Origin of the sequence: Kibdelosporangium banguiense, assembly GCF_017876405.1 — a bacterium.
In the GTDB taxonomy this organism is placed as follows: domain Bacteria; phylum Actinomycetota; class Actinomycetes; order Mycobacteriales; family Pseudonocardiaceae; genus Kibdelosporangium; species Kibdelosporangium banguiense.
Window position 1 is genome coordinate 7,051,657 of sequence record NZ_JAGINW010000001.1, and the last position, 22,941, is coordinate 7,074,597.

At 67.9% G+C, this 22,941-nt stretch carries 19 protein-coding genes and 2 pseudogenes; 15 read left to right on the forward strand and 6 right to left on the reverse strand.

Going from position 1 to position 22,941, the window contains the following annotated elements; all coding sequences use genetic code 11:
* Positions 1 to 72 precede the first annotated feature (72 nt).
* From kdd to kamE, 4 genes are read left to right on the forward strand one after another with little or no spacing between them, the layout of a single operon-like run.
* Positions 73 to 1,104: an L-erythro-3,5-diaminohexanoate dehydrogenase gene (kdd, locus tag JOF56_RS32710; protein ID WP_209643303.1), complete on the forward strand. Its 1,032-nt coding sequence runs from the start codon at positions 73 to 75 to the stop codon at positions 1,102 to 1,104.
* Positions 1,101 to 2,678, forward strand: a complete 1,578-nt coding sequence (locus JOF56_RS32715; RefSeq protein ID WP_209643304.1) for an amidohydrolase — start codon at positions 1,101 to 1,103, stop codon at positions 2,676 to 2,678. The genes kdd and JOF56_RS32715 overlap by 4 nt, the downstream gene beginning before the upstream one ends.
* A 4-nt stretch (positions 2,679 to 2,682) precedes the next feature.
* Positions 2,683 to 4,251 carry a lysine 5,6-aminomutase subunit alpha gene (kamD, locus tag JOF56_RS32720; RefSeq protein ID WP_209643305.1) on the forward strand — a complete coding sequence of 523 codons (1,569 nt, stop codon included), beginning with the start codon at positions 2,683 to 2,685 and terminating at the stop codon, positions 4,249 to 4,251.
* The gene (kamE, locus tag JOF56_RS32725) at positions 4,248 to 4,985 is read left to right on the forward strand and encodes a lysine 5,6-aminomutase subunit beta (protein WP_307855359.1); all 738 of its coding nucleotides are present in this window, start codon (positions 4,248 to 4,250) and stop codon (positions 4,983 to 4,985) included. Before kamD ends, kamE begins: the two co-directional genes overlap by 4 nt.
* A 343-nt stretch (positions 4,986 to 5,328) precedes the next feature.
* On the opposite strand, the pseudogene JOF56_RS61170 reads toward kamE, so the two are convergent.
* Together JOF56_RS61170 and groL are read right to left on the reverse strand one after the other, a co-directional pair.
* Positions 5,329 to 5,667 (reverse strand): annotated as a pseudogene (locus JOF56_RS61170) (TCP-1/cpn60 chaperonin family protein); the annotation flags it as partial.
* Positions 5,668 to 5,847: 180 nt separating this feature from the next.
* Positions 5,848 to 7,128: pseudogene (groL, locus tag JOF56_RS32730) on the reverse strand (chaperonin GroEL); the annotation flags it as partial.
* 103 nt (positions 7,129 to 7,231) lie between these two features.
* On the opposite strand from groL, the gene kal reads away from it, so the two are divergent.
* Positions 7,232 to 7,630: a 3-aminobutyryl-CoA ammonia lyase gene (gene kal / locus JOF56_RS32735; protein ID WP_209643307.1), complete on the forward strand. Its 399-nt coding sequence runs from the start codon at positions 7,232 to 7,234 to the stop codon at positions 7,628 to 7,630.
* Between the two features lie 42 nt (positions 7,631 to 7,672).
* A complete protein-coding gene (locus JOF56_RS32740) occupies positions 7,673 to 8,371 on the forward strand; it encodes a 2OG-Fe(II) oxygenase (protein WP_209643308.1) in 699 nt (232 codons plus the stop codon).
* Here JOF56_RS32740 and JOF56_RS32745 read toward each other — a convergent pair.
* Complete coding sequence (locus JOF56_RS32745) at positions 8,368 to 8,838, reverse strand: MarR family winged helix-turn-helix transcriptional regulator (RefSeq protein WP_209643309.1); 471 nt, start codon at positions 8,836 to 8,838, stop codon at positions 8,368 to 8,370. The two genes, JOF56_RS32740 and JOF56_RS32745, sit on opposite strands and share 4 nt — an antisense overlap.
* A 66-nt stretch (positions 8,839 to 8,904) precedes the next feature.
* On the opposite strand from JOF56_RS32745, the gene JOF56_RS32750 reads away from it, so the two are divergent.
* The 6 genes from JOF56_RS32750 to JOF56_RS32775 all read left to right on the forward strand — a co-directional run bounded on the left by JOF56_RS32750 (position 8,905) and on the right by JOF56_RS32775 (position 15,387).
* Positions 8,905 to 9,366 carry a pyridoxamine 5'-phosphate oxidase family protein gene (locus JOF56_RS32750; RefSeq protein WP_209643310.1) on the forward strand — a complete coding sequence of 154 codons (462 nt, stop codon included), beginning with the start codon at positions 8,905 to 8,907 and terminating at the stop codon, positions 9,364 to 9,366.
* Between the two features lie 10 nt (positions 9,367 to 9,376).
* The gene (locus JOF56_RS32755; RefSeq protein WP_209643311.1) at positions 9,377 to 9,976 is read left to right on the forward strand and encodes an MBL fold metallo-hydrolase; all 600 of its coding nucleotides are present in this window, start codon (positions 9,377 to 9,379) and stop codon (positions 9,974 to 9,976) included.
* A 99-nt stretch (positions 9,977 to 10,075) separates the two neighbouring features.
* Positions 10,076 to 11,563 (forward strand): alpha/beta hydrolase, encoded by a 1,488-nt coding sequence (locus JOF56_RS32760; protein WP_307855360.1) that lies wholly within the window; start codon positions 10,076 to 10,078, stop codon positions 11,561 to 11,563.
* Positions 11,564 to 11,693: 130 nt separating this feature from the next.
* Positions 11,694 to 14,045 (forward strand): xanthine dehydrogenase family protein molybdopterin-binding subunit, encoded by a 2,352-nt coding sequence (locus tag JOF56_RS32765; RefSeq protein ID WP_307855361.1) that lies wholly within the window; start codon positions 11,694 to 11,696, stop codon positions 14,043 to 14,045.
* Entirely contained in the window at positions 14,042 to 14,890 is an 849-nt protein-coding gene (locus JOF56_RS32770) for an FAD binding domain-containing protein (RefSeq protein ID WP_209643313.1), read from the forward strand. Before JOF56_RS32765 ends, JOF56_RS32770 begins: the two co-directional genes overlap by 4 nt.
* A complete protein-coding gene (locus tag JOF56_RS32775) occupies positions 14,887 to 15,387 on the forward strand; it encodes a (2Fe-2S)-binding protein (RefSeq protein WP_209643314.1) in 501 nt (166 codons plus the stop codon). Before JOF56_RS32770 ends, JOF56_RS32775 begins: the two co-directional genes overlap by 4 nt.
* Here JOF56_RS32775 and JOF56_RS32780 read toward each other — a convergent pair.
* The gene (locus JOF56_RS32780) at positions 15,343 to 16,410 is read right to left on the reverse strand and encodes a helix-turn-helix domain-containing protein (RefSeq protein WP_209643315.1); all 1,068 of its coding nucleotides are present in this window, start codon (positions 16,408 to 16,410) and stop codon (positions 15,343 to 15,345) included. The two genes, JOF56_RS32775 and JOF56_RS32780, sit on opposite strands and share 45 nt — an antisense overlap.
* Before the next feature lie 84 nt (positions 16,411 to 16,494).
* On the opposite strand from JOF56_RS32780, the gene glyA reads away from it, so the two are divergent.
* Positions 16,495 to 17,820 carry a serine hydroxymethyltransferase gene (glyA, locus tag JOF56_RS32785; RefSeq protein WP_209643316.1) on the forward strand — a complete coding sequence of 442 codons (1,326 nt, stop codon included), beginning with the start codon at positions 16,495 to 16,497 and terminating at the stop codon, positions 17,818 to 17,820.
* A gap of 68 nt (positions 17,821 to 17,888) precedes the next feature.
* Positions 17,889 to 18,809 (forward strand): hypothetical protein, encoded by a 921-nt coding sequence (locus tag JOF56_RS32790; protein WP_209643317.1) that lies wholly within the window; start codon positions 17,889 to 17,891, stop codon positions 18,807 to 18,809.
* Here JOF56_RS32790 and JOF56_RS32795 read toward each other — a convergent pair.
* Positions 18,806 to 20,578 carry a bifunctional copper resistance protein CopD/cytochrome c oxidase assembly protein gene (locus JOF56_RS32795; protein ID WP_209643318.1) on the reverse strand — a complete coding sequence of 591 codons (1,773 nt, stop codon included), beginning with the start codon at positions 20,576 to 20,578 and terminating at the stop codon, positions 18,806 to 18,808. The two genes, JOF56_RS32790 and JOF56_RS32795, sit on opposite strands and share 4 nt — an antisense overlap.
* A gap of 228 nt (positions 20,579 to 20,806) precedes the next feature.
* Here JOF56_RS32795 and JOF56_RS32800 point away from each other — a divergent pair, with 228 nt between their 5' ends.
* Entirely contained in the window at positions 20,807 to 22,261 is a 1,455-nt protein-coding gene (locus tag JOF56_RS32800) for an LCP family protein (protein WP_209643319.1), read from the forward strand.
* Here the strand turns inward: JOF56_RS32800 and JOF56_RS32805 are convergent.
* Positions 22,254 to 22,922, reverse strand: coding sequence for a TetR/AcrR family transcriptional regulator (locus JOF56_RS32805; RefSeq protein WP_209643320.1), 669 nt, complete (start codon positions 22,920 to 22,922; stop codon positions 22,254 to 22,256). The two genes, JOF56_RS32800 and JOF56_RS32805, sit on opposite strands and share 8 nt — an antisense overlap.
* Positions 22,923 to 22,941: the final 19 nt, after the last annotated feature.

The following is a 22,941-nucleotide window of genomic DNA, read 5'->3' on the forward strand; positions in this document are numbered from 1 at the left end:
CTCGCGGTCAGCGGTGCGTAAAGATATGCTGCCAGAGCGACAATACAACGTAAATCTTCCGGAGGTGTGCCGATGTCGATGTACGGCTTGCACCGTGTCGTCGAACCTGCGGGTGTGCTCCCGCAGCAAGCCGACCGGCTGGACGCGGATCCCAGGCCGCGTCCGGACGAGGTCGTGGTGGACGTCGAGCGCCTCAACCTGGACGCTGCCTCGTTCCGGCAGCTCAGCGAGCAGTACGGCAGCGGGGAAGCGGTCCGCGCGGCGGTGCTCGACATAGTCGGCCGGCGCGGCAAAATGCACAATCCGGTCACAGGTTCCGGTGGCATGCTGCTGGGCACGGTCCGCGAGGCCGGACCGGAGTCGCCACTTGGTCTCAAGCCCGGCGACCGCGTCGCGACGCTTGTCTCGCTCACGCTCACGCCGCTGCGTATCACCGACGGCCTGGCCAATTGGGACGGTAGGACCGAGCAGGTGCCGTGCGAAGGGACCGCTGTACTGTTCGGACGGTCCATTGCGGCCGTGCTGCCCGACGACATGCCTGATCATCTGGCGCTGTCCGTCTTGGACGTCTGTGGCGCGCCGGCTCTGACCTACCGTGTGGTCTGTGTTGCTGCTCGTGACGGCGACCCGTCGGTGCTGGTTCTCGGAGGCGGCGGCAAGTCTGGCTCGCTCTCGCTCGCGGCTGCGCGTCGAGCGGGGGCGAGCCGGGTCATCGCGTTGGTGCCCACCGAGCGCGAGGCCAAAGCGGTCGACGCGGTGGGCCTCGCGGACGAGGTCGTGATCGCTGACGCACGCGACCCGGTCGCCGTTTCGAAGGCCGTCGGCGGGCAGGTGGGCGTCACGATCGTGTGCGTCGACGTGCCCGGATGTGAGCACGGCGCGATCCTGGCCACGGCTGACGGCGGCACGGTGGTGTTCTTTTCGATGGCCACGTCGTTCTCCGCGGCGGCGCTGGGTGCCGAAGGGCTGGCCGCGGACGTCGAGATGATCATCGGCAACGGGTACGTGCCTGGTCACGCCGAGTTCGCCCTGGACCTGATCCGCAGCGAGCCAGGGGTGCGCGAGCTGTTCGAGGCGCGCGAACGGCAGACTTCCCAGGCATGAGGATGTTGCTGATGGGTGGCCGGATCCATGTCCCGAACTCGCCGGACGCGACCGCGATGGCGGTTGAGGACGGCACGGTGGTGTGGGTCGGCCAGGACGGCCCGGCGAGGACGCTCTATCCAGATGCCGAAATTGTCCAGTTGGACGGGGCGTTCGTGGCGCCTGCGTTCGTCGACCCGCATGTGCACGCGACCTCGGCGGGCCTGTTGCTGACCGGCCTTGACCTGACCGGATGCACTTCGCTGGCCGAATGTCTCGACGCGCTGCGTAAAGCGGAAGGCGACGCCGTGTGGGGGCACGGCTGGGACGAGACTGTATGGCCCGAGCGTCGGCCGCCAACCCGAGCGGAGATCGACGCGGCTGCGGGTGGCCGCGCTGTCTACCTGTCGCGCATCGACGTGCACTCCGCGCTCGTCTCGTCGGCAACGGTCGACCGCGCGCCTGATTCTCGCGGCGCAGACGGCTGGGATGACGACGGCCCGCTGTCTCGCGACGCGCACCACCGCGTGCGCCGAGTCGCCCTACGGGAGTTGTCGGCCGAGCAGCGGACCGCCGCGAAACTGGCGTTTCTGCAGCACGTGGCGTCGCGCGGGGTGGCGAGCGTGCACGAGTGCGCAGGTCCGGAGATCTCCAGCAAGGCGGATCTTGCCGAGATCCTCGAACTCGGCCGGGATGACGCCCGGCCGGACGTGGTCGGCTACTGGGGCGAGGCCGGTGCCTACGAACTCGCCCGGGAGCTGGGGATTCAAGGCCTGGCAGGGGATCTTTTCGTCGACGGCGCCATCGGGTCGCGCACAGCGGCGCTGCACGAGCCGTACACCGACGATCCGGCCAACCGTGGCGCGCGGTACCTGGACGCGGGCGAGATCGCCGAACACCTGGCCGGGTGCACCAATGCCGGGCTGCAGGCCGGATTCCACGTGATCGGCGACGCGGCCGTGTCCGCCGTGATCGACGGGTTCGCCAAGGCCGAGGCGAGCGTGGGCCGTGCCGCGCTGGCGGCAGCCCGGCACCGCTTGGAACATGTCGAGATGGTGACCGCCGGGCAGGCCGCGCAACTCGCGTCCTGGGGCGTGGTCGCCTCGATGCAGCCGATGTTCGACGCCGCCTGGGGCGGTCCGGACGGAATGTACGTGCAGCGCCTGGGGGAGAGGGGAACACAGCTGAATCCGTTCTCCGCGTTGGCGCGTAGCGGAGTTGTGCTCGCGTTCGGTTCGGACGCGCCGGTCACTCCTGTTGATCCGTGGCGTTCCGTGCAGGCAGCCGTACACCATCGGACCGAGGGATTCGGCGTGTCACCGCGTGCCGCGTTCACCGCGCACACACGTAGTGGCTGGCGTGCTGCAGGCGTGGACGACGGGGTGACAGGCATGCTCACGCCCGGCGCGCCGGCGACGTACGCGGTGTGGGAGACCGGGGATCTCGTGGTCGCGGGCAGTGACAGCCGGGTGCAGCGCTGGTCGACCGACCCACGATCGGGTGTCCCGGGCCTGCCGTCGCTGGAGCCGGACGCCGTGTTGCCGCGATGCCTGCGGACTGTGTTGCGTGGAAAGACCATTTACGAGGAAAGGTGAGCGGATGAGTGAACTGCTGGACCTCGACCCCAGCGTCGTGGCCAAGGCTCGGCAGCTCGCGGCGCGCGCGGGCGAACCTGTGGTGGCGCTTGCCAAAGCGCACACCACAGTCGCTGTGGAGCGCGCGACTCTGCGCCTGGCCGGGATCACCGGCGCCGACACCGCTCACCGCGCGGGCGACGTGCCCTGGGTGAACCGGGTCATCGACACGGTCCGGGAACAGTGCGGCCTGGAGCACGGTGTCGCGTTGCCCGCGTTCCATGCGTTGCGGGAACACGAGTTCACCACTCTGACCGAGCTGGCCGAGGCGACCGCGGCGGGACAGGTCCAGTACACCGTGCCGACCGGCAAGGACGCTGAGCGTGCGCTGAAGGCAGCGAGGACCGCGATCGCCAAGGGAATGCGGACGATCGACCGCAACCGGGCCCAGCGCGACAAGCTGGTTGCCAAGCTCGGCGACCCGCCGCAACGGCCGTGGATCTACCTGATCGTGGCGACCGGCGACATCGACGAAGACGTTGTCCAAGCGGGCAACGCGGCCAGGGCGGGCGCGGACGTCATCGCGGTCATTAGGTCGACCGGTCAGTCTCTTTTGGACTACGTGCCCGAGGGGGCGACGCACCACGGCTTCGCCGGGACGTACGCCACCCAGGAGAACTTCCGGATCATGCGGGCGGCACTGGACGACGTGTCCAAAGAGGTCGGCCGGTACGTCCGGCTGACCAACTACGCCTCCGGCCTCTGCATGCCGGAGATCGCCGTGCTGGGCGGGTTGCAGCGGCTGGACATGATGCTCAACGACTCGATGTACGGCATCCTGTTCCGCGACATCAACCCGATCCGGACCTTCGTCGACCAGCGCTTCTCCCGTCAGGTGCACGCGCGGGCGGGCATCATCATCAACACCGGCGAGGACAACTACCTGACCACCGCCGACGCCATCGAAGCCGCGCACACCGTCACGGTGTCCCAGCTGCTCAACGAGCATTTCGCGCACGAGGCCGGACTGCCGGACCCGCTGCTGGGCCTGGGGCACGCCTTCGAGATCAATCCCGAGGTCCCGGACTCGTTCCGGCTCGAGCTGGCGCACGCCTTGCTGGCCAGGGAGCTGTTCCCGGACGCGCCACTGAAGTGGATGCCGCCGACCAAGCACATGACCGGCGACGTGTTCAACGGACACCTGCTGGACGGTTTCTTCAACCTCGCGGGTGTCCTGACCGGACAGTCGATCCTGCTGGTCGGGATGATGACCGAGGCCGTGGTCACGCCGTTCCTGTCCGACCGTGACCTAGCCCTGGCCAACGTCCGGTACGTGCTGAACGCGGCCGGCAGCCTGCGTGAGGACTTCCGGCCCGCGCCGGACGGTTTCATCGTCAAGCGTGCCCACCAAGTGCTCGGTGAGGCCGTCGACCTGCTCGAGCGGATCGTGGACGACGGACTGCTCAACGCCATCGCCGAGGGAACATTCGGGCTGATGAAACGCCCGCCCACCGGCGGGAAAGGCGCGGACGGCGTGATCGAGAAGGCCGACGGCTACCGCAACCCGGCGACCGACTTGTTGGAGGGACAGTGAAGCGTCACGTCCGGCCCTACGGGGACACCACCGGCGACGGCATGATCCAGACGTCGTTCACGCTGCCGGTCCCGCACGGCCCCCGCGCCGACGGCGCGGCCCTGCAACTGGCCGGCAAGATGGGCATGGACCCGGCGATGGTCGTGCACTCCAAGCCGATCGGCCCGGACTTCACCTTCTTCGTGGTCTACGGCTCGGTGAAGCACATCGTGGATCTCGACGAAGTCCGTGTGGTGGAACGGGAATACCCGTTGCTCTCACCGTCGGAAGTGAACTCCGCGGTGAAGAAAAGCCTGCGCCGCAAGCTGGTGGTCGTCGGCGGCTGCATCGGAACCGACGCCCACACAGTCGGCATCGACGCGATCCTGAACATCAAGGGATTCGCGGGCGAGAAAGGCCTGGAATATTATCGGGAACTGCGTGTGGTGAACCTCGGCGCCCAGGTTTCCGTGCCAGAATTGGTGAAACGCTCCCGAGCCGAGAAAGCCGACGCGGTTCTCGTGTCCCAAGTGGTCACACAGCGGGACGCGCACATCCACAACACCCAGGAGATGTCCGCCGCCTTCCGCGAGGCAATGGGAGACCGGCGGCCACTGCTGATCGCGGGCGGCCCCCGGTTCGACCCCCTGATGTCCGGCGAACTGGGCGTAGACCGAGTATTCGGCCGCGGCACAACACCCGGCGAAGTCGCCAGCTACCTCGTCCACGCCATGGCAGCAACCCCGGCTCACTGAGGCCGGGCTGGTCGAGATGGTCCTCGCTGTGTGACCACTTGGGAGCTGTGTGGCTGGTGGCGGCGTCGCGGTGATCCAGGCCGCCGACGTCGGGCTGGACCTGACGGCCGTTGGCTGGCTCTAGGATCGAGGTCGCAACCGTGCGCCAGGCCGCACGGTTCCCCGACGATGTCGGTGACCCGGGGTTCACCCCGGGCACGTCGTCCGCCCCATGGGCGTCCGCCTCGTGAGGGGCGAACCCGTGCGAATGGGCCGTTCGCACGGGTTGCTCTGGCTTGGGCGGAACTGCCGCGGTGGTCTCGTTCGTTCCGTAGTTGAAGTCGTGTACGGGGAGGCCGGGGGGTCAGAAGTCCGCGCCACCAGGATCGGTCACCGGTGCGGACTTGGGCTCGGGCTTGTCGGCCACCACAGCCTCGGTTGTCAGGAAGAGCGCCGCGATCGAGGCCGCGTTCTGCAGGGCTGAGCGCGTGACCTTGGCCGGGTCGATGATGCCCGCCGCGATCAGGTCCGTGTACTGGCCAGTGGCGGCGTCGAGTCCGTGGCCGGGCGGGAGGTTGCGGACCCGGTCGACCACGACGCCGCCCTCCAGGCCAGTGTTGGCGGCGATCTGCTTGAGCGGGGCCTCCAGCGCGATCCGGACGATCTGCGCCCCGGTGGCCTCGTCGCCGTCCAGCTCCAGCCCGACCCTGACGCCGCCCTCCAGCCCGGCGCTGCGGGCCAGGTCGAGCCCGGCGTCGGGCTGGCCGTCGGCGCGGGTCTGGTCGAGCCCGGTGCCGCGGGCCGGCTCCAGCCCGGCGCTGTGGCCGGTGGCGGCGTCGCGGGTCAGGTCCAGCGCGGCGGGCTGGGCCAGTCGGAAGTCGGTGGTCTGGAGCAGCACGTCGGCGGCCTGGAGGAGCGCAACGCCGCCGCCTGCCACGATGCCTTCCTCGACGGCGGCTTTGGCGTTGCGGACGGCGTCCTCGATGCGGTGCTTGCGCTCCTTGAGTTCCACCTCGGTTGCCGCGCCTGCCTTGATGACCGCGACGCCGCCGGCGAGCCGGGCCAGGCGCTCCTGGAGTTTTTCCCGGTCGTAGTCCGAATCGGACTTGTCGATCTCGGCTTGGATCTGGCGGACTCGGCCGGCGATGCGGTCCGGGTCGCCCGCGCCGTCGACGATGGTGGTGTCGTCCTTGGTGACGACGATTTTGCGGGCCTGGCCCAGCAGGGGCAGATCGGCGCCGGCCAGCGTGAGGCCGAGCTTGTCGGAGATTACCTCGCCGCCGGTCAGCACGGCCATGTCGGCGAGCATCGCCTCGCGCCGGTCGCCGAAGCCGGGTGCCTTGACCGCCACCGAGTGGAAGGTTCCCTTGAGTTTGTTGACGATCAGTGTCGGCAGCGCCTCGCCCTCGACGTCCTCGGCGATGATCGCCAGCGGTTTGCCGGTCTGCATCACCTTCTCCAGCAACGGCAGCAGGTCGGTGATCGCGCTGATCTTGGAGGCGGCGAACAGCAGGTACGGCTCGTCCAGCACCACCTCCATCCGTTCGGTGTCGGTCAGGAAGTGCGGCGCCAGATAGCCCTTGTCGAACCGCATCCCCTCGGTGAGCTCCAGTTCCAGGCCCAGGGTGTTGGACTCCTCGACCGTGATCACGCCCTGCTTGCCGACCTTGTCCATCGCTTCGGCGATCAGCTCGCCGATGGTGGTGTCCGCCGCGGAGATCGACGCGGTCGCCGCGATCTGCTCCCGGGTTTGCACTTCCTGGGCGGTTTCCAGCAGTCGTGTGGTGACGGCTGCGACGGCCTTCTCGATGCCTCGCTTGAGCGCCAAGGGGTTCGCGCCCGCGGCGACGTTACGCAGTCCTTCCCGGACGAGTGCCTGCGCGAGCACGGTGGCTGTGGTGGTGCCGTCGCCGGCCACATCATCCGTCTTCTTGGCGACTTCCTTGACCAGTTCGGCACCGATCTTCTCCCACGGGTCCTCCAGGTCGATCTCCTTGGCGATGGAGACGCCGTCGTTGGTGATCGTGGGCGCGCCCCACTTCTTCTCCAGCACCACGTTGCGCCCGCGTGGGCCGAGCGTGACCTTCACGGTGTCAGCCAGCGCGTTCATGCCGCGTTCCAGGCCACGGCGGGCGTCCTCGTTGAAGCTGATCATCTTTGGCATATCTCCAGCGTACACAAATATGCGTGCACGCAAAATTGCGCCCACGTAAGATTGTCTGGTCGGGTTAAGGTCGGCTTCTGCATGACATCGGAGAGGAGCCCGGGTGAGCGGCGCGTTGGTCGAAGGTTTCGCGGTGACCCAGCGGCGGTATGTGCCGCATTCGCACGCGCACTACGGCGGCAGCCTGGTGGACGGCGCGTACGGGCTGGGCCTGTTCGGTGATGTGGCGACCGAGATGATGATCTGGACCGACGGCGACGAAGGCCTGTTCGCCGGTTACTCCACTGTGGAGTTTCTCGCGCCGGTGCAGGCGGGTGACGTCATCGAGGCGACCGGCACGATCGTGCGGATCGGCAACCGTTCCCGGGAGATCCAGTTCGAGGCCCGGGTGGTCTGCCGCGCCAATCCCGATCGCGGGCCGTCGGCCGCGGACGTGCTGGAACCCGCGATCCCGGTCACCCGTGCCCGGGGCACTGTGGTGGTGCCGCAGAGCGTGGTCTGAATCCCGCCAGCGGACTGGCGGCCGGTGGCGCAGGCTGGATGCATGAGATCTGTGCATTCAGCCGACTGGACTGCCCTTGCCGACGAGGTCAACGAGTACGGGTGTGCGCTGACCCATCAGATCCTCACACCCAAGCAGTGCCAGGGCGTTTCCGCGCTGTACGAGGACGTTTCGCGCTTCCGGTCGACCATCGACATGGCCCGCTACCGGTTCGGATCGGGCCAGTACCGGTACTTCGCCGAACCATTCCCGGACCTGGTGGCCAGGTTGCGCGCGGCCTTCTACCCGCATCTGCTGCCGATCGCCCGGGACTGGGCGGAGAAACTCGGCCGCCCGGCGCCCTGGCCGGACACGCTCGAGGAGTGGCTCGAGATGTGTCACGCCGCAGGTCAGACCAAGCCGACCCCGATCCTGCTGCGATACGAGGACAACGACTGGAACGCGCTGCACCGCGACCTGTACGGCGATCTGGTCTTCCCGCTGCAGGTCGTGATCGGCCTCGACCGGCCCGGCGCCGACCACACCGGCGGTGAGTTCCTGCTGGTCGAGCAACGACCCCGGGCGCAGTCCCGTGGCACCGCAACCTTGCTGCCACAGGGCCACGGCCTGATCTTCACCACGCGCGAGCGACCGGTCCGTTCCAAGCGAGGCTGGTCCGCGTCGCCGGTGCGCCACGGCGTGAGCGTGGTCCGGTCCGGAATCCGGCACACACTCGGCCTGGTCTTTCACGACGCCGCCTAAGGCCGCAGGCGGCGCTCGGTGAGGGCGGCCAGGGCGCCTGTGGTTTCGGCGAGGTGGTGGACCTGGTCGAGGAACGCGCGGGCGCCCGGCCCGAGTTTTGCCCTGAGCTCGTGGTTGACGTGGGCGCGGGCCTGGCGGGTGGCGTAAATGGCGTCCCAGCCTTTGGCCGTGAGACCGACCAGACGGCGGCGTTGGTCGCCTGCGGACGGCGTACGGCTGACGTAGCCCTTACGCTCCATCTCGATGACGATCTTGGAGACGCCCTGGGCCGTGATGCCGAGCCTGCCTGCCAGTTCGCCAATCGCGACCGGCCCCTGCTGCAGGTGCTGCACCAGGTAGCCGTCGGAGACCCGCAGATCGCCGAAACCGGCCTTGGCCAGGGCGCCGGTGATCTCGGCCTGGGTGGTCGCGGCCAGTGCGGCCAGCAGCAGCACCAGGTCTTCGGCGATCGGGGCGGGTTCGGTCACCGAACCAGCCTCTAATATGCAACCATGGTTGTGCAACTTAGGTTGAATATATTTGGGAGGTGCCCGATGGCTGTCGCCACGCTCGTCCGGCTGTCCGAGCTCGTCGACGCCCTGGCCGAGATCACCGGCCGGATCGTGTGGAGCACGGTGTCCACGACCGATCGGCAGGGCCGGCCGCGAACCCGGATCATGCATCCGGTCTGGCGGATCACGCCCGAGTCGGTCACCGGCTGGATCGGCACCCGCCGGACGCCGGTCAAAGTCGCGCACCTGGCCCGGTCGCCCTGGCTGACGTGCTCCTACTGGTCGCCGGAGCATGACGCGGCCTTCATCGACTGCCGCGCCGAGTGGGCCGGGCCTCAGGCGTGGGACCGGCTCGCGACCGGCTACGACCCGTCGACGTTATGGCCGGATGGTCCTGGTTCGCCGGATTTCGCGGCGCTGACGCTGACGCCGTACCGCATCCAGATCATCCGTGGCGCGGACGTTGCCGCAGGTCTCCCGACGCCGTTGTGGACCGCGCCGTAAGGTCCCGATCATGCGAATCACGAAGTACACCCACGCCTGTGTCCGGCTGGAGCGCGAAGACGGTGGTGTGCTGGTCATCGACCCGGGCGAGTGGAGCGAGCCTGCTGCGCTGGCAGGGGCGGACGCGGTGCTCGTCACGCATGAGCACGGCGACCACATCGACGTATTACGGCTGATCGGGCTGGGTGTGGAGGTCTATGTCCCGGAGGGCGTCACCTTCGACGGTCTGGAGACGACCCAGATCGCCGCGGGCAGTTCGGCCGAGATCGCCGGGTTCAGCGTGTCGGTGGTGTGCGGCCGGCACGCATACGTGCACGACGAGCAGCCGTCGTGCGTGAACTTCGGCTACATCGTCGACGACTCGCTCTACCACCCGGGCGACGCGCTGACGGTGCCCGACCGTCCAATTGAGACTCTGCTGGTCCCGATGTACGCCTCCTGGCTGAAAACCGCCGAGGCGCTGGACTTCATCCGGGCGGTCGCGCCGCAACGCGCCTTCGGGGTGCACGACGCGCAGCTCAACGATCGCGGCCTGGCCAGCATCAACAGCTGGTTCAGCTATGCCAGCGGCACAGACTATCAATGGCTGGCACCGGGCACATCCTCCTGAAAAGGTCGATCCTCAGGAGGATGTGAGCGCGGTACGGATCACCCTAGGTTGTGGTCATTCGGATCACACCTAGGGGGATTGATGCGAAAATTCCTTGCTGTGACTGTGGTTCTGGCCGCGGTCACAGTGCTGGCGCCGCAGGCCTCGGCACAGCCGGGCCTGGCGTGGACCAAATGCCCGCCGTCGTTGCTGCCGTTGCCGGACGACCCGAGGATGCAGTGCGCGAAACTGCGCGTACCACTGGACTATCGTGCGCCGTCCGGTAAGACGATCGAGATCGCGATATCCAGGATCGCCACGGCGAAACCCGGTCTGCGCCGGGGGATACTGCTGCACAACGGTGGCGGGCCAGGCGTGCCCAGCCTGCATCTGACCGCGGCGTACACCCAGATCTACCCGCCCGAGGTCCTCGACCGGTACGACCTGATCGGCTTCGACCCACGCGGAATCGGTTACAGCACACCGGTGACGTGCGGCCGGGCGCCCGAGCAGATCCCGATGGACCTGTTCATCCCGTTCCCGGCACCGGACGGGTCGATCGACCGGAACGTGGAATTCGCCAAGGCGATGGCACGTGACTGCCAGGCCCGCAGCGGCGATGTGTTGCCGTACATCACAACCGCCAACACCGCTCGCGACATGGACCGTATCCGGGTCGCGCTCGGCGAGTCGAAACTCTCCTACAACAGCGGTTCCTACGGCAGCTACCTCGGTGCGGTGTACGCGACGTTGTTCGCCAACCGCACGGACCGGGTCATCATCGACTCGAACATCGACCCGGCCAAGGTCTGGACCGGGCAGTGGAACATGCTGGACGTCGCCAACGAGCTGCGATTCCCGGACCTGGCGAAGTTCCTGGCCGAACGCGACTCGGAGCTGCATTTCGGGGCCACGCCGGCCGAGGTCCGCAAGAGCTACTTCGACCTGGTCGCCCGGCTGGACGCGAAACCGGTGGCACACCCCGAGATCGGGCCGATCACCGGCAACGTCCTGCGCGCCCTGACCCGGGCGTACATGTACCACACGCTGCAGTTCCCCGAAGTGGCCCGGTTCTGGGTCTTCGCCGACCGCGGCGGCGTGGCGCCCAAGAACATCAAGAGCCTCGCGCAGCCGAATGTGCCCGGCGACAACCAGACCGCGGCCTTGCTTGCGGTGACATGCGGCGACAGCCCCGCGCCGAAGGACATCCGGTTCTACCAACGCGGGGTCGCGGTCAACCGGGTGAAGTACCCCGTCATGAACGGCATGGGCGCCAACATCTGGCCGTGCGCGTTCTGGCGTGACCCGGTCGAACCGCCGGTGCGCGTGACCAACAAGGGGCCGTCGAACATCCTGATGGTTCAGACCCTGCGTGACCCGGCCACGCCGTACGTCAGTGCTCTCGGCATGCGCCAGGCCCTCGGCCGACGCGCCACCATGATCACCGTCGACAGCGGCAACCACGGTGCCTATGACCCCGCCACGCCGTCCTGTGCGACCCGCGGCGTGCACAGCTATCTGGCGACAGGCACCCGACCGGGTGACCAGTTCTGCGGGCCGGACCCGGGTCCGGCCCGCCCGAATCCACTGGCCACCCTGCTGCGCTGAGACTGCGGTGTTGTGCCCCCAATGCCACATTGGGGACATCTGATGCCACCAATGTGGCATTGGGGGCAAACCCAAAGACCGCTCTTGTGTGCGATTCACGTGGACGCCTTTCGGTGGGAAGGTGGTCAACGTGGAGACGAACGGCCTGATCGGCGCCCGGGTCAGCAGGACGGAGGATCTCCGGCTGCTCACCGGGAGGGCGCAGTTCATCGACGACGTGCGGCTGCCCGGGATGCTGGAGGCAGCGGTCCTGCGCAGTACGGTGCCGCACGCTCGGATCGTGAGTATCGACGTCAGTAGGGCGGTGGCCCTTCCCGGCGTGTATGCGGTGGTGACGGGCGCTGATGTCAAAGCGGCCGTGCGGGTGCCGCATCCGGTGATCTGGCAGAGCGTCCCGGACATGTTCATCCCCGAGAGCTACCCGCTCGCGGTGGACAAGGTCCGATACCCAGGGCAAGGCGTGGCGGCGGTCGCGGCGAAGGACCGGGCCACCGCCGAGGACGCGTTGGAGCTGATCGAGGTCGTCTACGACGAGCTCCAGCCGGTCAGCACGCTGGAAGACGCGCTCGCCGCGGACGCCCCGAGGCTGTATGACGAACGGCCGGACAATGTCGTGGCTCGCGGGGTCGTCCAGAAGGGTGACGTGACGGCCGCGTTCGCCGAAGCCGATGTGGTGCTCAGCGCGGAATTCCGGTTCGCGCGGCAGATGGGCATGCCGCTGGAGACCCGGGGCGTGGTCGTGACCTGGGATCCGTTCACCGGGCGGCTGGACATGTGGCTGGCCACCCAGGCGCCCAGCATGGCCCGGGAACTGCTGGGCGAGATCCTTGGGCTGTCGGCGGACAAGATCCGGGTGCGCACGCCCGACATCGGCGGCGGATTCGGCAACAAGTTCGACCTCTACGGCGAAGAGATCGTCGCGTCGATCCTGTCCCGCCGGACCGGCAAACCCGTCAAACTCGTCGAGGACCGGGCCGAGAGTTTCGGGGCCACCGTGCACTCCCGGGAACAGAAGATCGAAGTCGAGATCGCGGCGAGCAACGACGGCACGATCACCGGTCTGCGGGGCACGGTGTACGGCGTTCTCGGCGGTGCGCTCAGCAGCGCCGGTGTCAGTCCATGTTGGGTCACCACCAGCCTGATCACCGGGCCTTACGACATCGGCGCGGTCGAAATGGCCATGGTCGCCGTGCTGACCAACCGCACGCCGTACGGCTCGTTTCGCGGTTACGGCCTGCCCAAGGCCAACTTCGTGCAGGAACACATGGTCGAGAAGCTTGCCAAACGCCTCGGCATGGACGCACACGCCGTGCGGCGCAAGAACTTCGTCACAGATTTCCCGTACCAGAGTCCGGTCTTCGTGTACGACACCGGCCGTTACGAGGAATGCCTTGACCTCTGCCTGGCGTCGGTGCGGCAGGCAGGCTGGCAGGAACTGCGTGACCAGGCCCGCGCCCGTGGCTCGGCGGTCGGCATCGGGTACTCGTTCCACAACGAGATCACCGGTCTGGGCCCGAGCCGGATCGGCAACCTTTCGGGCGCCACACAGTCCGGGTTCGACGAGGAGGTCGTGCGGATCGACTCGACCGGGCACGTGACCGTCTACACAGGACTTTCCGCGATCGGGCAGGGTATCCACACCGCGCTCGCCCAGGTGGCGGCCCATTCGCTCGGAGTGCCGCTCGATCACGTGACGGTCATCTCCGGCGACACGGACACGGGTCCGTACACCGGTTACGGCACGGGTGCGAGCCGCGGAGCCGCGCTGGGCGGTCCGGCTGTCCGCGCCGCCGCCACCCGGCTGAAGGCGAAGGTGCTGCGGATCGCGGGCCACATCCTGGAAGCCGCACCGGATGATCTGGTCATCTCCGACGGAGTCGTCTCGGTCAAAGGAGTACCGGACCGGATCGTCACGATGGCCGAGATCGGTGACGCCGCATACCGCCGGTTGAACGGGCGACTGCCCGAGGACGAGTCGCCGACATTGGAGGAACGCGAGGTCTACGACCCGGCCAACGTCGCCACCTCGTTCGGCTGTACGGCTGTGCTCGCCGAGGTCGACCGGGAGACCGGCGTGGTGACACTTCTCGGCTACCTCATCGCGCACGACTGCGGCACGGTGATCAATCCGTTGATTGTGGACGGTCAGTTGCACGGCGGAGCGGCACAGGCCATCGGCGGCGCGCTGTACGAGGAGATCGTCTACGACGCCGACGGGCGGATGCGGACCAGGTCGTTCGCCGACTACCTGTGGCCGTCGGCGACCGAGATTCCGCCGTTCGGTGTGTCCCATATGGCGACACCCTCCGACCACGTTCCCGGCGGGTTCAAGGGAATGGGCGAAGCGGGCGTCATCGGAGGGGGAGCGGCCATCGCGCACGCGATCGTGGACGCCTTGCCGGAGTACGACATCACCATCACGTCCTTGCCGATCACGCCACCGCGCCTGCTCGCGGCGATGCAGAAGGGAGCCCACCGATGAAGGCCGTCGCGTTCGACTACGTCCGCGCGTCGTCGGTCGAGGATGCCGTGGACGCATTGGGCGACGACAACGTCAAAGTGCTCGCCGGTGGACAGAGCCTGGTGCCGTTGCTGAACATGCGCTTGGCCAGGCCCGCCGTGCTCGTCGACATCAACCGCCTGGCCGAGCTGTCATACCTGCGCAGGGACAACGGAAATCTCGTGATCGGCGCGCTCACGCGTCACCGCACGGTGGAGCGGTCTCCTCTTGTGTACGAGGACATCCCCTTGTTGGCCGAGGCGTTGAAGTACGTCGGTCATGTGTCGATCCGTAACCGAGGCACCTTCGGTGGCAGTCTCGCGCACGCGGATCCGGCCGCCGAACTTCCTGCGGTGTGCGTGGCCTTGGACGCCTCTTTGCTGGTACAGGGCCATGATGGGGTCCGGGAGATCGCGGCGCGGGACTTTTTCCTTGGCCCGCACCGGACCGCGCTCAAGCCGTCGGAGCTGCTCATCTCTGTCCGTGTACCGGTTCCACCGGCAGAGACCGGCTACTCCGTACAAGAACTGTCGCCGCGTGGCAATGACCTCGCACTCGTCGGCGCTTTCGCGGCGGTGACTGTGGAATCAGACGGAACCTGTGCGCAGGCGCGGATAGCTGTCGCCGGTGCCGGCCCGACCCCGATCCGAGCCGTCGCTGTCGAGCAGGCCCTGACCGGTCAGGCCTTGACCGACTCGACGATTGCTGCGGCGGTCGCGGAATTGTCCGTCGACCCACCCGATTCCATTCACGCCCCTGCCTCCTACCGTCGCGAAATGGCTTCGGTGCTGACGCGCAGGGCAATCCGGACGGCGGTTTCCCGGTGACCAAGATAACCGTCAACCTCACCGTGAACGGCCAGGCCGTCACCGCGGACTGTGAACCGCGCCGGACTCTCGCTGATTTCCTGCGTCACGACCTGGGCTTCACTGGCGTGCATGTCGGCTGCGAACACGGTGTCTGCGGTTCTTGCACGATCAGCTTCGACGGTGCGACAGCGCGTTCGTGCTGCATGCTCGCAGTTCAGGCGGACGGCGCCGAAATCACCACCATCGAAGGCATTGCCACGTCCGGCGAACTGCATCCCCTGCAGGAGTCATTCCACGCACACCATGGCCTGCAATGTGGTTTCTGCACGCCTGGAATGCTCGCGACAGCGCAGGAACTGCTCAAGGAGAATCCGGCTGCGACCGAAGCCGAGATCCGTGCCGCGATCTCGGGAAACCTCTGCCGCTGCACAGGTTATCAATTCATCGTCGACGCCATCAAGGCGGCGGCGTCACCCCAGCGTCCGGCGGGCGAGACGGCGGTGCTTGAGAGCTAGATGCAGTTCCAGGCGGGTGAGACCATCGTCGAGGCTGACGCCGAGAGCCTCCGACACGCGCCCGAGCCGGTAGTAGAGCGTGGTGCGGTGCAGGTGGAGGTGCGCAGCCGTGCGTTTGGCGTCGCCGCCGAAGTCCAGGTATGTCTCCAGGGTCAGCAGACCGGTCGAGTCCAGCTTGGACAGCGTTGTGTCCGGTGTGGACATCAAGGCCCGGTACGGGCCAAGGCCGGACCATGTCAGGGGCGAGGGCAGGGCCGGGTCCAGTGCGGACAGTTCGGCGGCGGCCAGCGCCTGAAAATGTGCTGTACGAACGGATGTGGCCTCGAAGAGAGCCGGTTCGCTGATGCCGACGGCGCAGTCCGGGGTGATCGCGGCGAGTTCTGTGACAGCGGCCGGATTGCTGAACAACGCGAGAGCGTGTGTCGTCGAGACGAACGATCCGATGTAGGAAGGGCTGGAGCGCAGTGCGGAGGGGATCGCCGTGGTGAGGCGCCGGAACTCGGCACCGGTGAACGCCGCGACGGGCGAAGGCACCACCGCGCAGATCTGGATCCGGGTCCGCAGCAAGGCAGGCATGGCCGCGGCCAGCTCATCGAAGCTGTCCGGCAACCGGCCGATCATGCTGTTGACGTCCGGCGGTGAGCCTGCGGCCAGGCGGGACGCGAACCGGGTCACGGCCACGAGCGCCGCACCGGCCAGAGCACCGTCGAGCACCCACAGATAGCCGAGCAGCTTTCCGCCCTGCCGGATCGGCACACACAAGCGGGTGGCCATCCCGAGCTCCGGGTTGGCCGGCACGGTGACCGGTTCGGTCGCCGTGGCGATGCCGTGCTCGTTCTGCCAGGCCAGGATTTCCGGTGCGACATGCCGCGACAGGATCGAGGCGATCCGCGCGGGATCGGCGCCCGCGTGGTGCGGGCTGTACGCGACAAGGCGGCCGTGCGGGTCGTCAATGGACAGGCCGTGACCGATCTCGGCGGCGAGTGCGTCGAGATCCGCCTGCTGCTGGCCACTGACGTTCATTCCTACAAGTGTAGGAGACCTGTCCGGAAAGTCTCGATGCTCGGCCGATGTGCCCAGCAGGCGCCAAGACCTAGCGTGAGGGATATGAAACGTGCCTTGGCTGCGCGCCCTTGGTTGCCCGTGACCAGCGAGAACGTCGTTCGGGACGCTGCGGACCGGACCGCGTCGCAGGACGCTCCGGCGGTGCTGGCCGAGCTCGACCGGCTGGTCGCCGACAACCGCCGGATTCACGACGCCGACTGTGTGAACCTCAACCCCGCGACCAACATCATGAATCCGCGGGCGGAGGCGATGCTGTCGGCCGGCCTGGGTTCCCGGCCGTCGCTGGGCTACCCGGGTGACAAGTACGAGATGGGTCTCGAGGCGATCGAGCAGATCGAGATCGTCGCGGCCGAACTCGCCGCCGAGGTGTTCGGCGCCCGGTACGCCGAGGTCCGCGTCGGCTCAGGCGCCCTGGCCAACCTGTACGCGTTCATGGCCACCTGCGCACCTGGCGACACGATCATCGCGCCACCCGCCAGCATCGGCGGTCACATCACCCACCACGGCCCAGGCGCCGCCGGACGTTATGGCATCACCACGATCCCGGCCCCGGTCGCCGGGTACACAGTGGACGTCGACGCGCTGCGGGCGCTTGCCCATGAGGCCCGTCCGAAGCTGATCACGATCGGCTCCAGCCTGAACCTGTTCCCGCACCCGGTCGCCAAGATCAGGGAGATCGCCGACGAGGTGGGCGCGCTGGTGCTGTTCGACGCCGCGCACCTGTGCGGCATGATCGCCGGCCAGGCGTGGCCACAGCCGCTCGAAAAGGGCGCGCACCTGATGACGATGAGCACGTACAAGAGCCTCGGCGGCCCCGCGGGCGGCCTGATCCTGACCAACGAACCCGAACTGGCCCAACGCATCGAGGCCATCGCCTACCCGGGCCTGACCGCGAACTTCGATGCCGCCAAGACCGCGGCGCTGGCCGTCACCCTGCTCGACTGGAAGGTCGCCGGCCGGGCCTACGCGCGGGCCATGACGGCAACAGCCCGTCGCCTGGCCGCCGAGCTGATCGCCCTGGACGTCCCGGTTTACGCCGCTGACCAGGGCGTAACACTGTCCCACCAATTCGCCGTCGTCACACCTGAGGGTGGCCAACGCGCCGCGGCCCGTCTGCGCGAGGCCAACCTGTTGGCATGCGGCATCGGCCTGCCCATCGAGGACGTCGAAGGCGACACCAACGGCCTGCGGATCGGCACCCCGGAGCTGGCCCGCCTGGGAATGACCACAGTGGACATGCCCGCCCTGGCCTCGTTCATCGCGCGTGGCCTGGACCCGGCGACTGACCCGGCCACGGTCGCACCTGAGGTCACGACCTGGCGTAAACAGTTCTCCGGCGTTCACTTCACCATACAGAATCCGGGGTGACCTCCCTTTTGGGCGGTGCTGGCCCAGCGCGGTTGACGTGGATTGGGCCAGCGGCGACGCTGGATGGCATGCAGGGCAGGGTGCACGGCCGGCAACCGGACGCTCCCGCGACCGCAGCCGCCAGTTCGCCTGTGGCCGCGAGTCCCGGCAACCAGGCTGTTCAGCGAGCCGTCAGCGGCGGGCAGCCGGCCGGCGTGCTCGGCATGCTGGGCGCGGCGGGGAACGCGGCCGTACAGCGGATGGTGACTGTACAGCGGCAGGACTTCCAGCTCCGGCTGCCGGAGATCGGGGAGTCCCTCGGCTGGCGACCGCCGCCGGGCGATGACCACAGACTCAGGCTCGACCCGCAGATCGAGGCCTATTTCCGGGCCACTCAGGCGCTGCACGCCCATGTCGCGCCGCCGGTCGTGTCAGCGGGCCTCGCCCAGATCAACATCGGCGTCCCGCCGGTGCCTGCTCCACCGCCCGGCCCGCAGCCGTTGCCGCCAGGACCTGCTCCCGCACCGGTACCGGCGCCCGCGCCGCAGCCGAGGACCGATCCCGCTGCCCAGGAGCCCCGGCCCAGAGCCGCGGACTTCGGTGACCTGTGGTCGGCGATCCAGGCGTTGCCCGAGGTCAAGTCGTTCCTCGACCGGCTGCAGACCGAGGCGCTCGCCGTGTTGCGCCGCGACTGGACCTCGGCCCCGACCGGCGAGAGAATCGTGATGATCACCGGCGCCGTCGCGGTCGCCGGGCTGGCCGGAGCCGGAGTGCTCTCCTCCCAGGAGGGCCGTGATTTCGCCCGGGACCAGATCAACGGCCGGAGATTCCCTGTGCCCGGCGTGGGCGGCCTGCACATCGAGGTCACGCTCACCGAGAACAACGCCGGCCTCGGCCTGCACCTGGACGTGGGCCGGTTCCTGCCACCGCAGTGGGGCTTCGGCCCGGCGTCCAGCCCCGGCACGCTGGGCGGGCCGCCGGTCGCGCCGTCCGGCCCGGGCCCGTTCTAGACCGTGACCCGTTGCGGCTCCGGCCTGGGAACCAGGTGAACCAGGGCCAGAAGCAGGAGCGTGCTCACGCCGAAACCGAGCGTGACAGCCCCGCCAAGGTGTTGCTGCTCGAGCAGATTCACCGGCCACGGGGTCCGCAGGCTCGGATAGAACTGATCGGCAAGCACCTCACGGCTGGTCAGCAGCAAGACGCCGAACACCGCGTGCAGGCCTGCCGCGGCGAGAAGCATGGCCCGCTTGATGGGCAACGCGACGTCGAAGATCGTGGTGAAGAACAGGTAGCCGATCACCAGGAACCACATGTTCGTGCCCAGGTGCGTCAACGGCCGGTCCAGCGACCACTCGAACAGGCCGGTGAAATACAGCGCGTAGAACGAACCGCTGAACAGCGTCAGCACGATGGCGGGATGGATCCGGACGCGGTCGCCCAGGCCGAACAGTGTCCGGTGGTTGCCCAGGACCAGCAGCAGTGGGGCCACGATGGCCAGCAGCGACTTGGTGAACATCTCCACGCTGAACACTGCGGGGGCGTAGCGGCCGATCCCGGACGAGGTCGCGAACAGGATCGCGACGCACCCGCCCAGCCACGCCGCCGAGCGAGTCACTGGCCAAGGTTCGCGCAACCGGCTCACCGCAAGCAGATACACCGCGGCGAGCCCGATCGCGGCGGTGCCGAGAATGAGGTCGAACCGCCAGTCCGCGGCCATCCGCAGCAGGCTGGGCGGTCCATTGAGGACATACCCGAGCTTCAGCTCCATGGTTTCCGGCATGATGCCGCCGCGCGGAGGTGGCGTTCGGGACAAGGCCGTCGCCAGCCCGATCGTGACCAGCATCAACAGGATCTCGAACGCCGCCAGCCGCATCAGCGTCCGCCCGCTGCCGTTCTCGACGACCTCCAGCACGCCGCGTTTGCGTTGCACGTAGCCGAATCCGCCGAGTGCGACCAGTGCCGCGGTCTTCGCCAGGACGAGGAGCCCGTACGAAGTGGTGAACACTTCGGGCAGCCGCAACCGGATCAGTGCGTTGATCGCGCCTGACGCGGCCAGCGCGATCCAGCAACCCAGCGCCAGCGCGGAAAACCGCGTCGCCGTGACCCCGAGATGCTCGCCTTTGCCGCGCCCGTAGGTCAGCAACGCCACCAGCCCGCCGATCCACAACGCGGCCGCGACCAGGTGAATCAGCAGACTGGCCGTGGCCCAGTCATGCGAACCGCCGCTGGAGGAATGCCCGCTGGAGGCCACCGGCACGAGACAGAACACCGCTACGGCCAGCAATACCCGCGCCGGGCGTAACCGAACAGTCATTCTCGCCGTGACTGCCAGCAGAATCGCGATACTCGCGGTGAGCATCCACGCCCGGGTCGGTTCGACCGCGAATGCCAGTTCCACCAACCGGTCGAATTCGACAATGTAACCCAGCGGCCGGGCGTAGACATCCGCGAGCGTGAAAGGCACTGACAGCAACGCTGCCACGCCCCACAACACAGCCGCCCAGCTCGCGGTCCGCAACGCGGCCCGGCCCGCGTCCGGCAGTTCACCGGATTGTGGCGCAGGCAACAGGAAAGCGGCGAAAAGTAACGACCCGATGCATATCACGGCGGCGATTTCGGCCAGTACGCGGACAACCGGAAGGCCATAGCTGGCGTAGACATCGGTCCCACGCAGGCCCGACACGACAAAATCCTCGCTGGACAGCGAAAGCAACCCGACAGCTACAAGACATGCCGTGACGATTCCGACAACAAGCAAAGGGCCGATCCTGGTGCGCACCAGCGGAGCGTAGTGGGCCCAATCCGTCATGGCCACGGTATGCATAGGGTGCCGTCGCGGGCGCACCTTCACCCCGGGTGACGCCCGGCAGGCAACCTTGTGGGAGGGGCGAGCGTCTTCGTCCATGAGGCGCCGTGCATGAGGAGCGGCAGTTTGGAGCGAGGAGTATCGCGGGACGACGTTGCGACGTTCCCGATCCCGGTTGTTGGTGTACCAGCAGGTGTGTCTGTGCCGGTGGCCCGGCGGCGTGGCCGGGCCGGGTGGATCGCCGGGCGGTTGCTGATCGGTGTGCTGGCGTTGGCGACGCTTGCTGCCACGGGCGTGGGCTGGGCGACGTACACCGACGTTGTCCAGGGGACGGTGACTGCGAACGTCCTCGACAAGGACGCGGGCGGTCCCAAGCCGGTCGACGGCGCGACCGACATTCTGCTGGTCGGCATCGACAGCCGCGTGGACGCGCAGGGCAATCCGTTGCCCGAGGAGCTGCTGGCCAAGCTCAACGCGGGCGTGGCCGAAGGCGAGATCAACACCGACACCCTGATTCTCCTGCGGGTTCCCAATGACGGCACCAAGGGGATCGGAATCTCCATTCCGCGTGACTCGTATGTGGACATTCCCGGCGGATTCGGCAAACACAAGATCAATTCCGCGTACGGCCGGGCCAAGCGTTCGGCCATGGACCGGCTGCGCAAAGAAGGTGTGACCGGCGGGGCGGAGCTGGAGGTGCGCTCCAACCAGGAGGGCGGGCAGACGCTGGTGCGCACGATCCAGCAGCTGACCGGGTCGACCATCGACCATTTCGCCCAGGTCAACCTGCTGGGATTCGCCGACATCACCGAGGCGGTCGGCGGCATAGAGGTGTGCCTGCTCAAGCCGGTCAACGACCGCCTGTCCGGGGCCCGGTTCCCCGAAGGCGTCCAGATGGTGTCGGGTGCGTCCGCACTGGCGTTCGTGCGGCAGCGCCATGACCTTCCCCGCGGCGACCTCGACCGGATCGTGCGCCAGCAGGTCTTCCTCAAGGGGATGGCGGCCAAGGCGCTGTCGGCCGGGATGCTGACCGACCAGTCCAAATTGGACCCGTTGCTGGCCTCGCTGAAGAAGTCGATCGTGCTGGACCAGGGCTGGAACCTGGTCGACTTCGCCCGCCAGGCCCAGGGACTGGCCGCCGGCGTGGAGTTCCAGACGATCCCGACCGGCTCGCCGGCACTGCGCACGCCGTCGGACGGCCTCGCGGTGGAAGTCACGCCGAGTGCGGTGCAGAAATTCGTCAAGGCCTTGCTCAACCCGGGGGAGACGCCCACATCGCCTGCTCCCGTCGACAACAGTGCGATCACTGTGGACGTTCGCAACGCCAACGGCACCGCCGGTGTGGCTGGACGGGTCGCGACCACGTTGACCGACAAGGGATTCACCGTCGGCCAGACCACCTCGGTGGCCGCCCGGGCGACATCCGTGGCGCGTTATCCCGAGGGGGAGAAGGAAAACGCTGAGAAAGTCGTCGCTGCGCTCGGTGTCTCGGTGACGCTCGAACAGGACACGAATATGAAATCCGGGCGGGTGGCTGTGTTGCTGGGCAAGGACTTCAAGGAGGAAGAAGAGCAGGAGGCGCCCGACCGGTTGCTGGCAAGCCCGTTGCCCCGCCAGCAGCCGACGAGTCCGAACGGGACTCCTTGTGTCAACTGAGCTGGGTCAGCCATTGCTGCAACAGCCCGATCTCCGGCTCGGTCAAGGTCTCCGGCGGGTCCTGCCGCAACTGCGCGCCGAGGGTCCGGGCAGTCGCGGCGATCGGCTCCGGCCGTGTGGCCGGGGCGTCGGTGAGGATGGCCGCGTGCACGCTGTCGCGGACGCGCGTGGAGAAGTCCGGGTCGGTGTAGATGCCCGGCCGGGTGATCAACGACAGCGCGACCCCGGCATTGGCCGCCATCACCATCTGGGCCGCGATCCGCGTCGACACCTTGAGCCGGCCCGCCGCCGCGCACCGCTCCAGCACGTCCACCAGCAACTGGTGTGCTTCGGCCGCGGCTTTGGGCGGCGTGGCCAGCGAGTACAGCAGCCGGTAGTAGTTCGGGTTCAGCACGGCGAACGAGACGTGGTTGTCCCAGCCGTCCCGCAGATCCTGGACCGGGTCGTGCGACGGCCCGGCGGCGCGTTTGCTTGCCAGATACTTCTCAAAACCCAGGTCGACCACTGCGGCCAGCAGTCCGTCCTTGTCCCCGAACTGCCGGTACAACGCAGGCGCCCCGACCCCGGCGGCCTCGCACACCGCCCGGGTCGAGAAGTCCGCCTCCGACGACCGCGAGAGCAGGTCGGCGGCGGCCTGAAGTATCCGCGTTCTCGTGTCCACGGTAACGACGATAACAGGG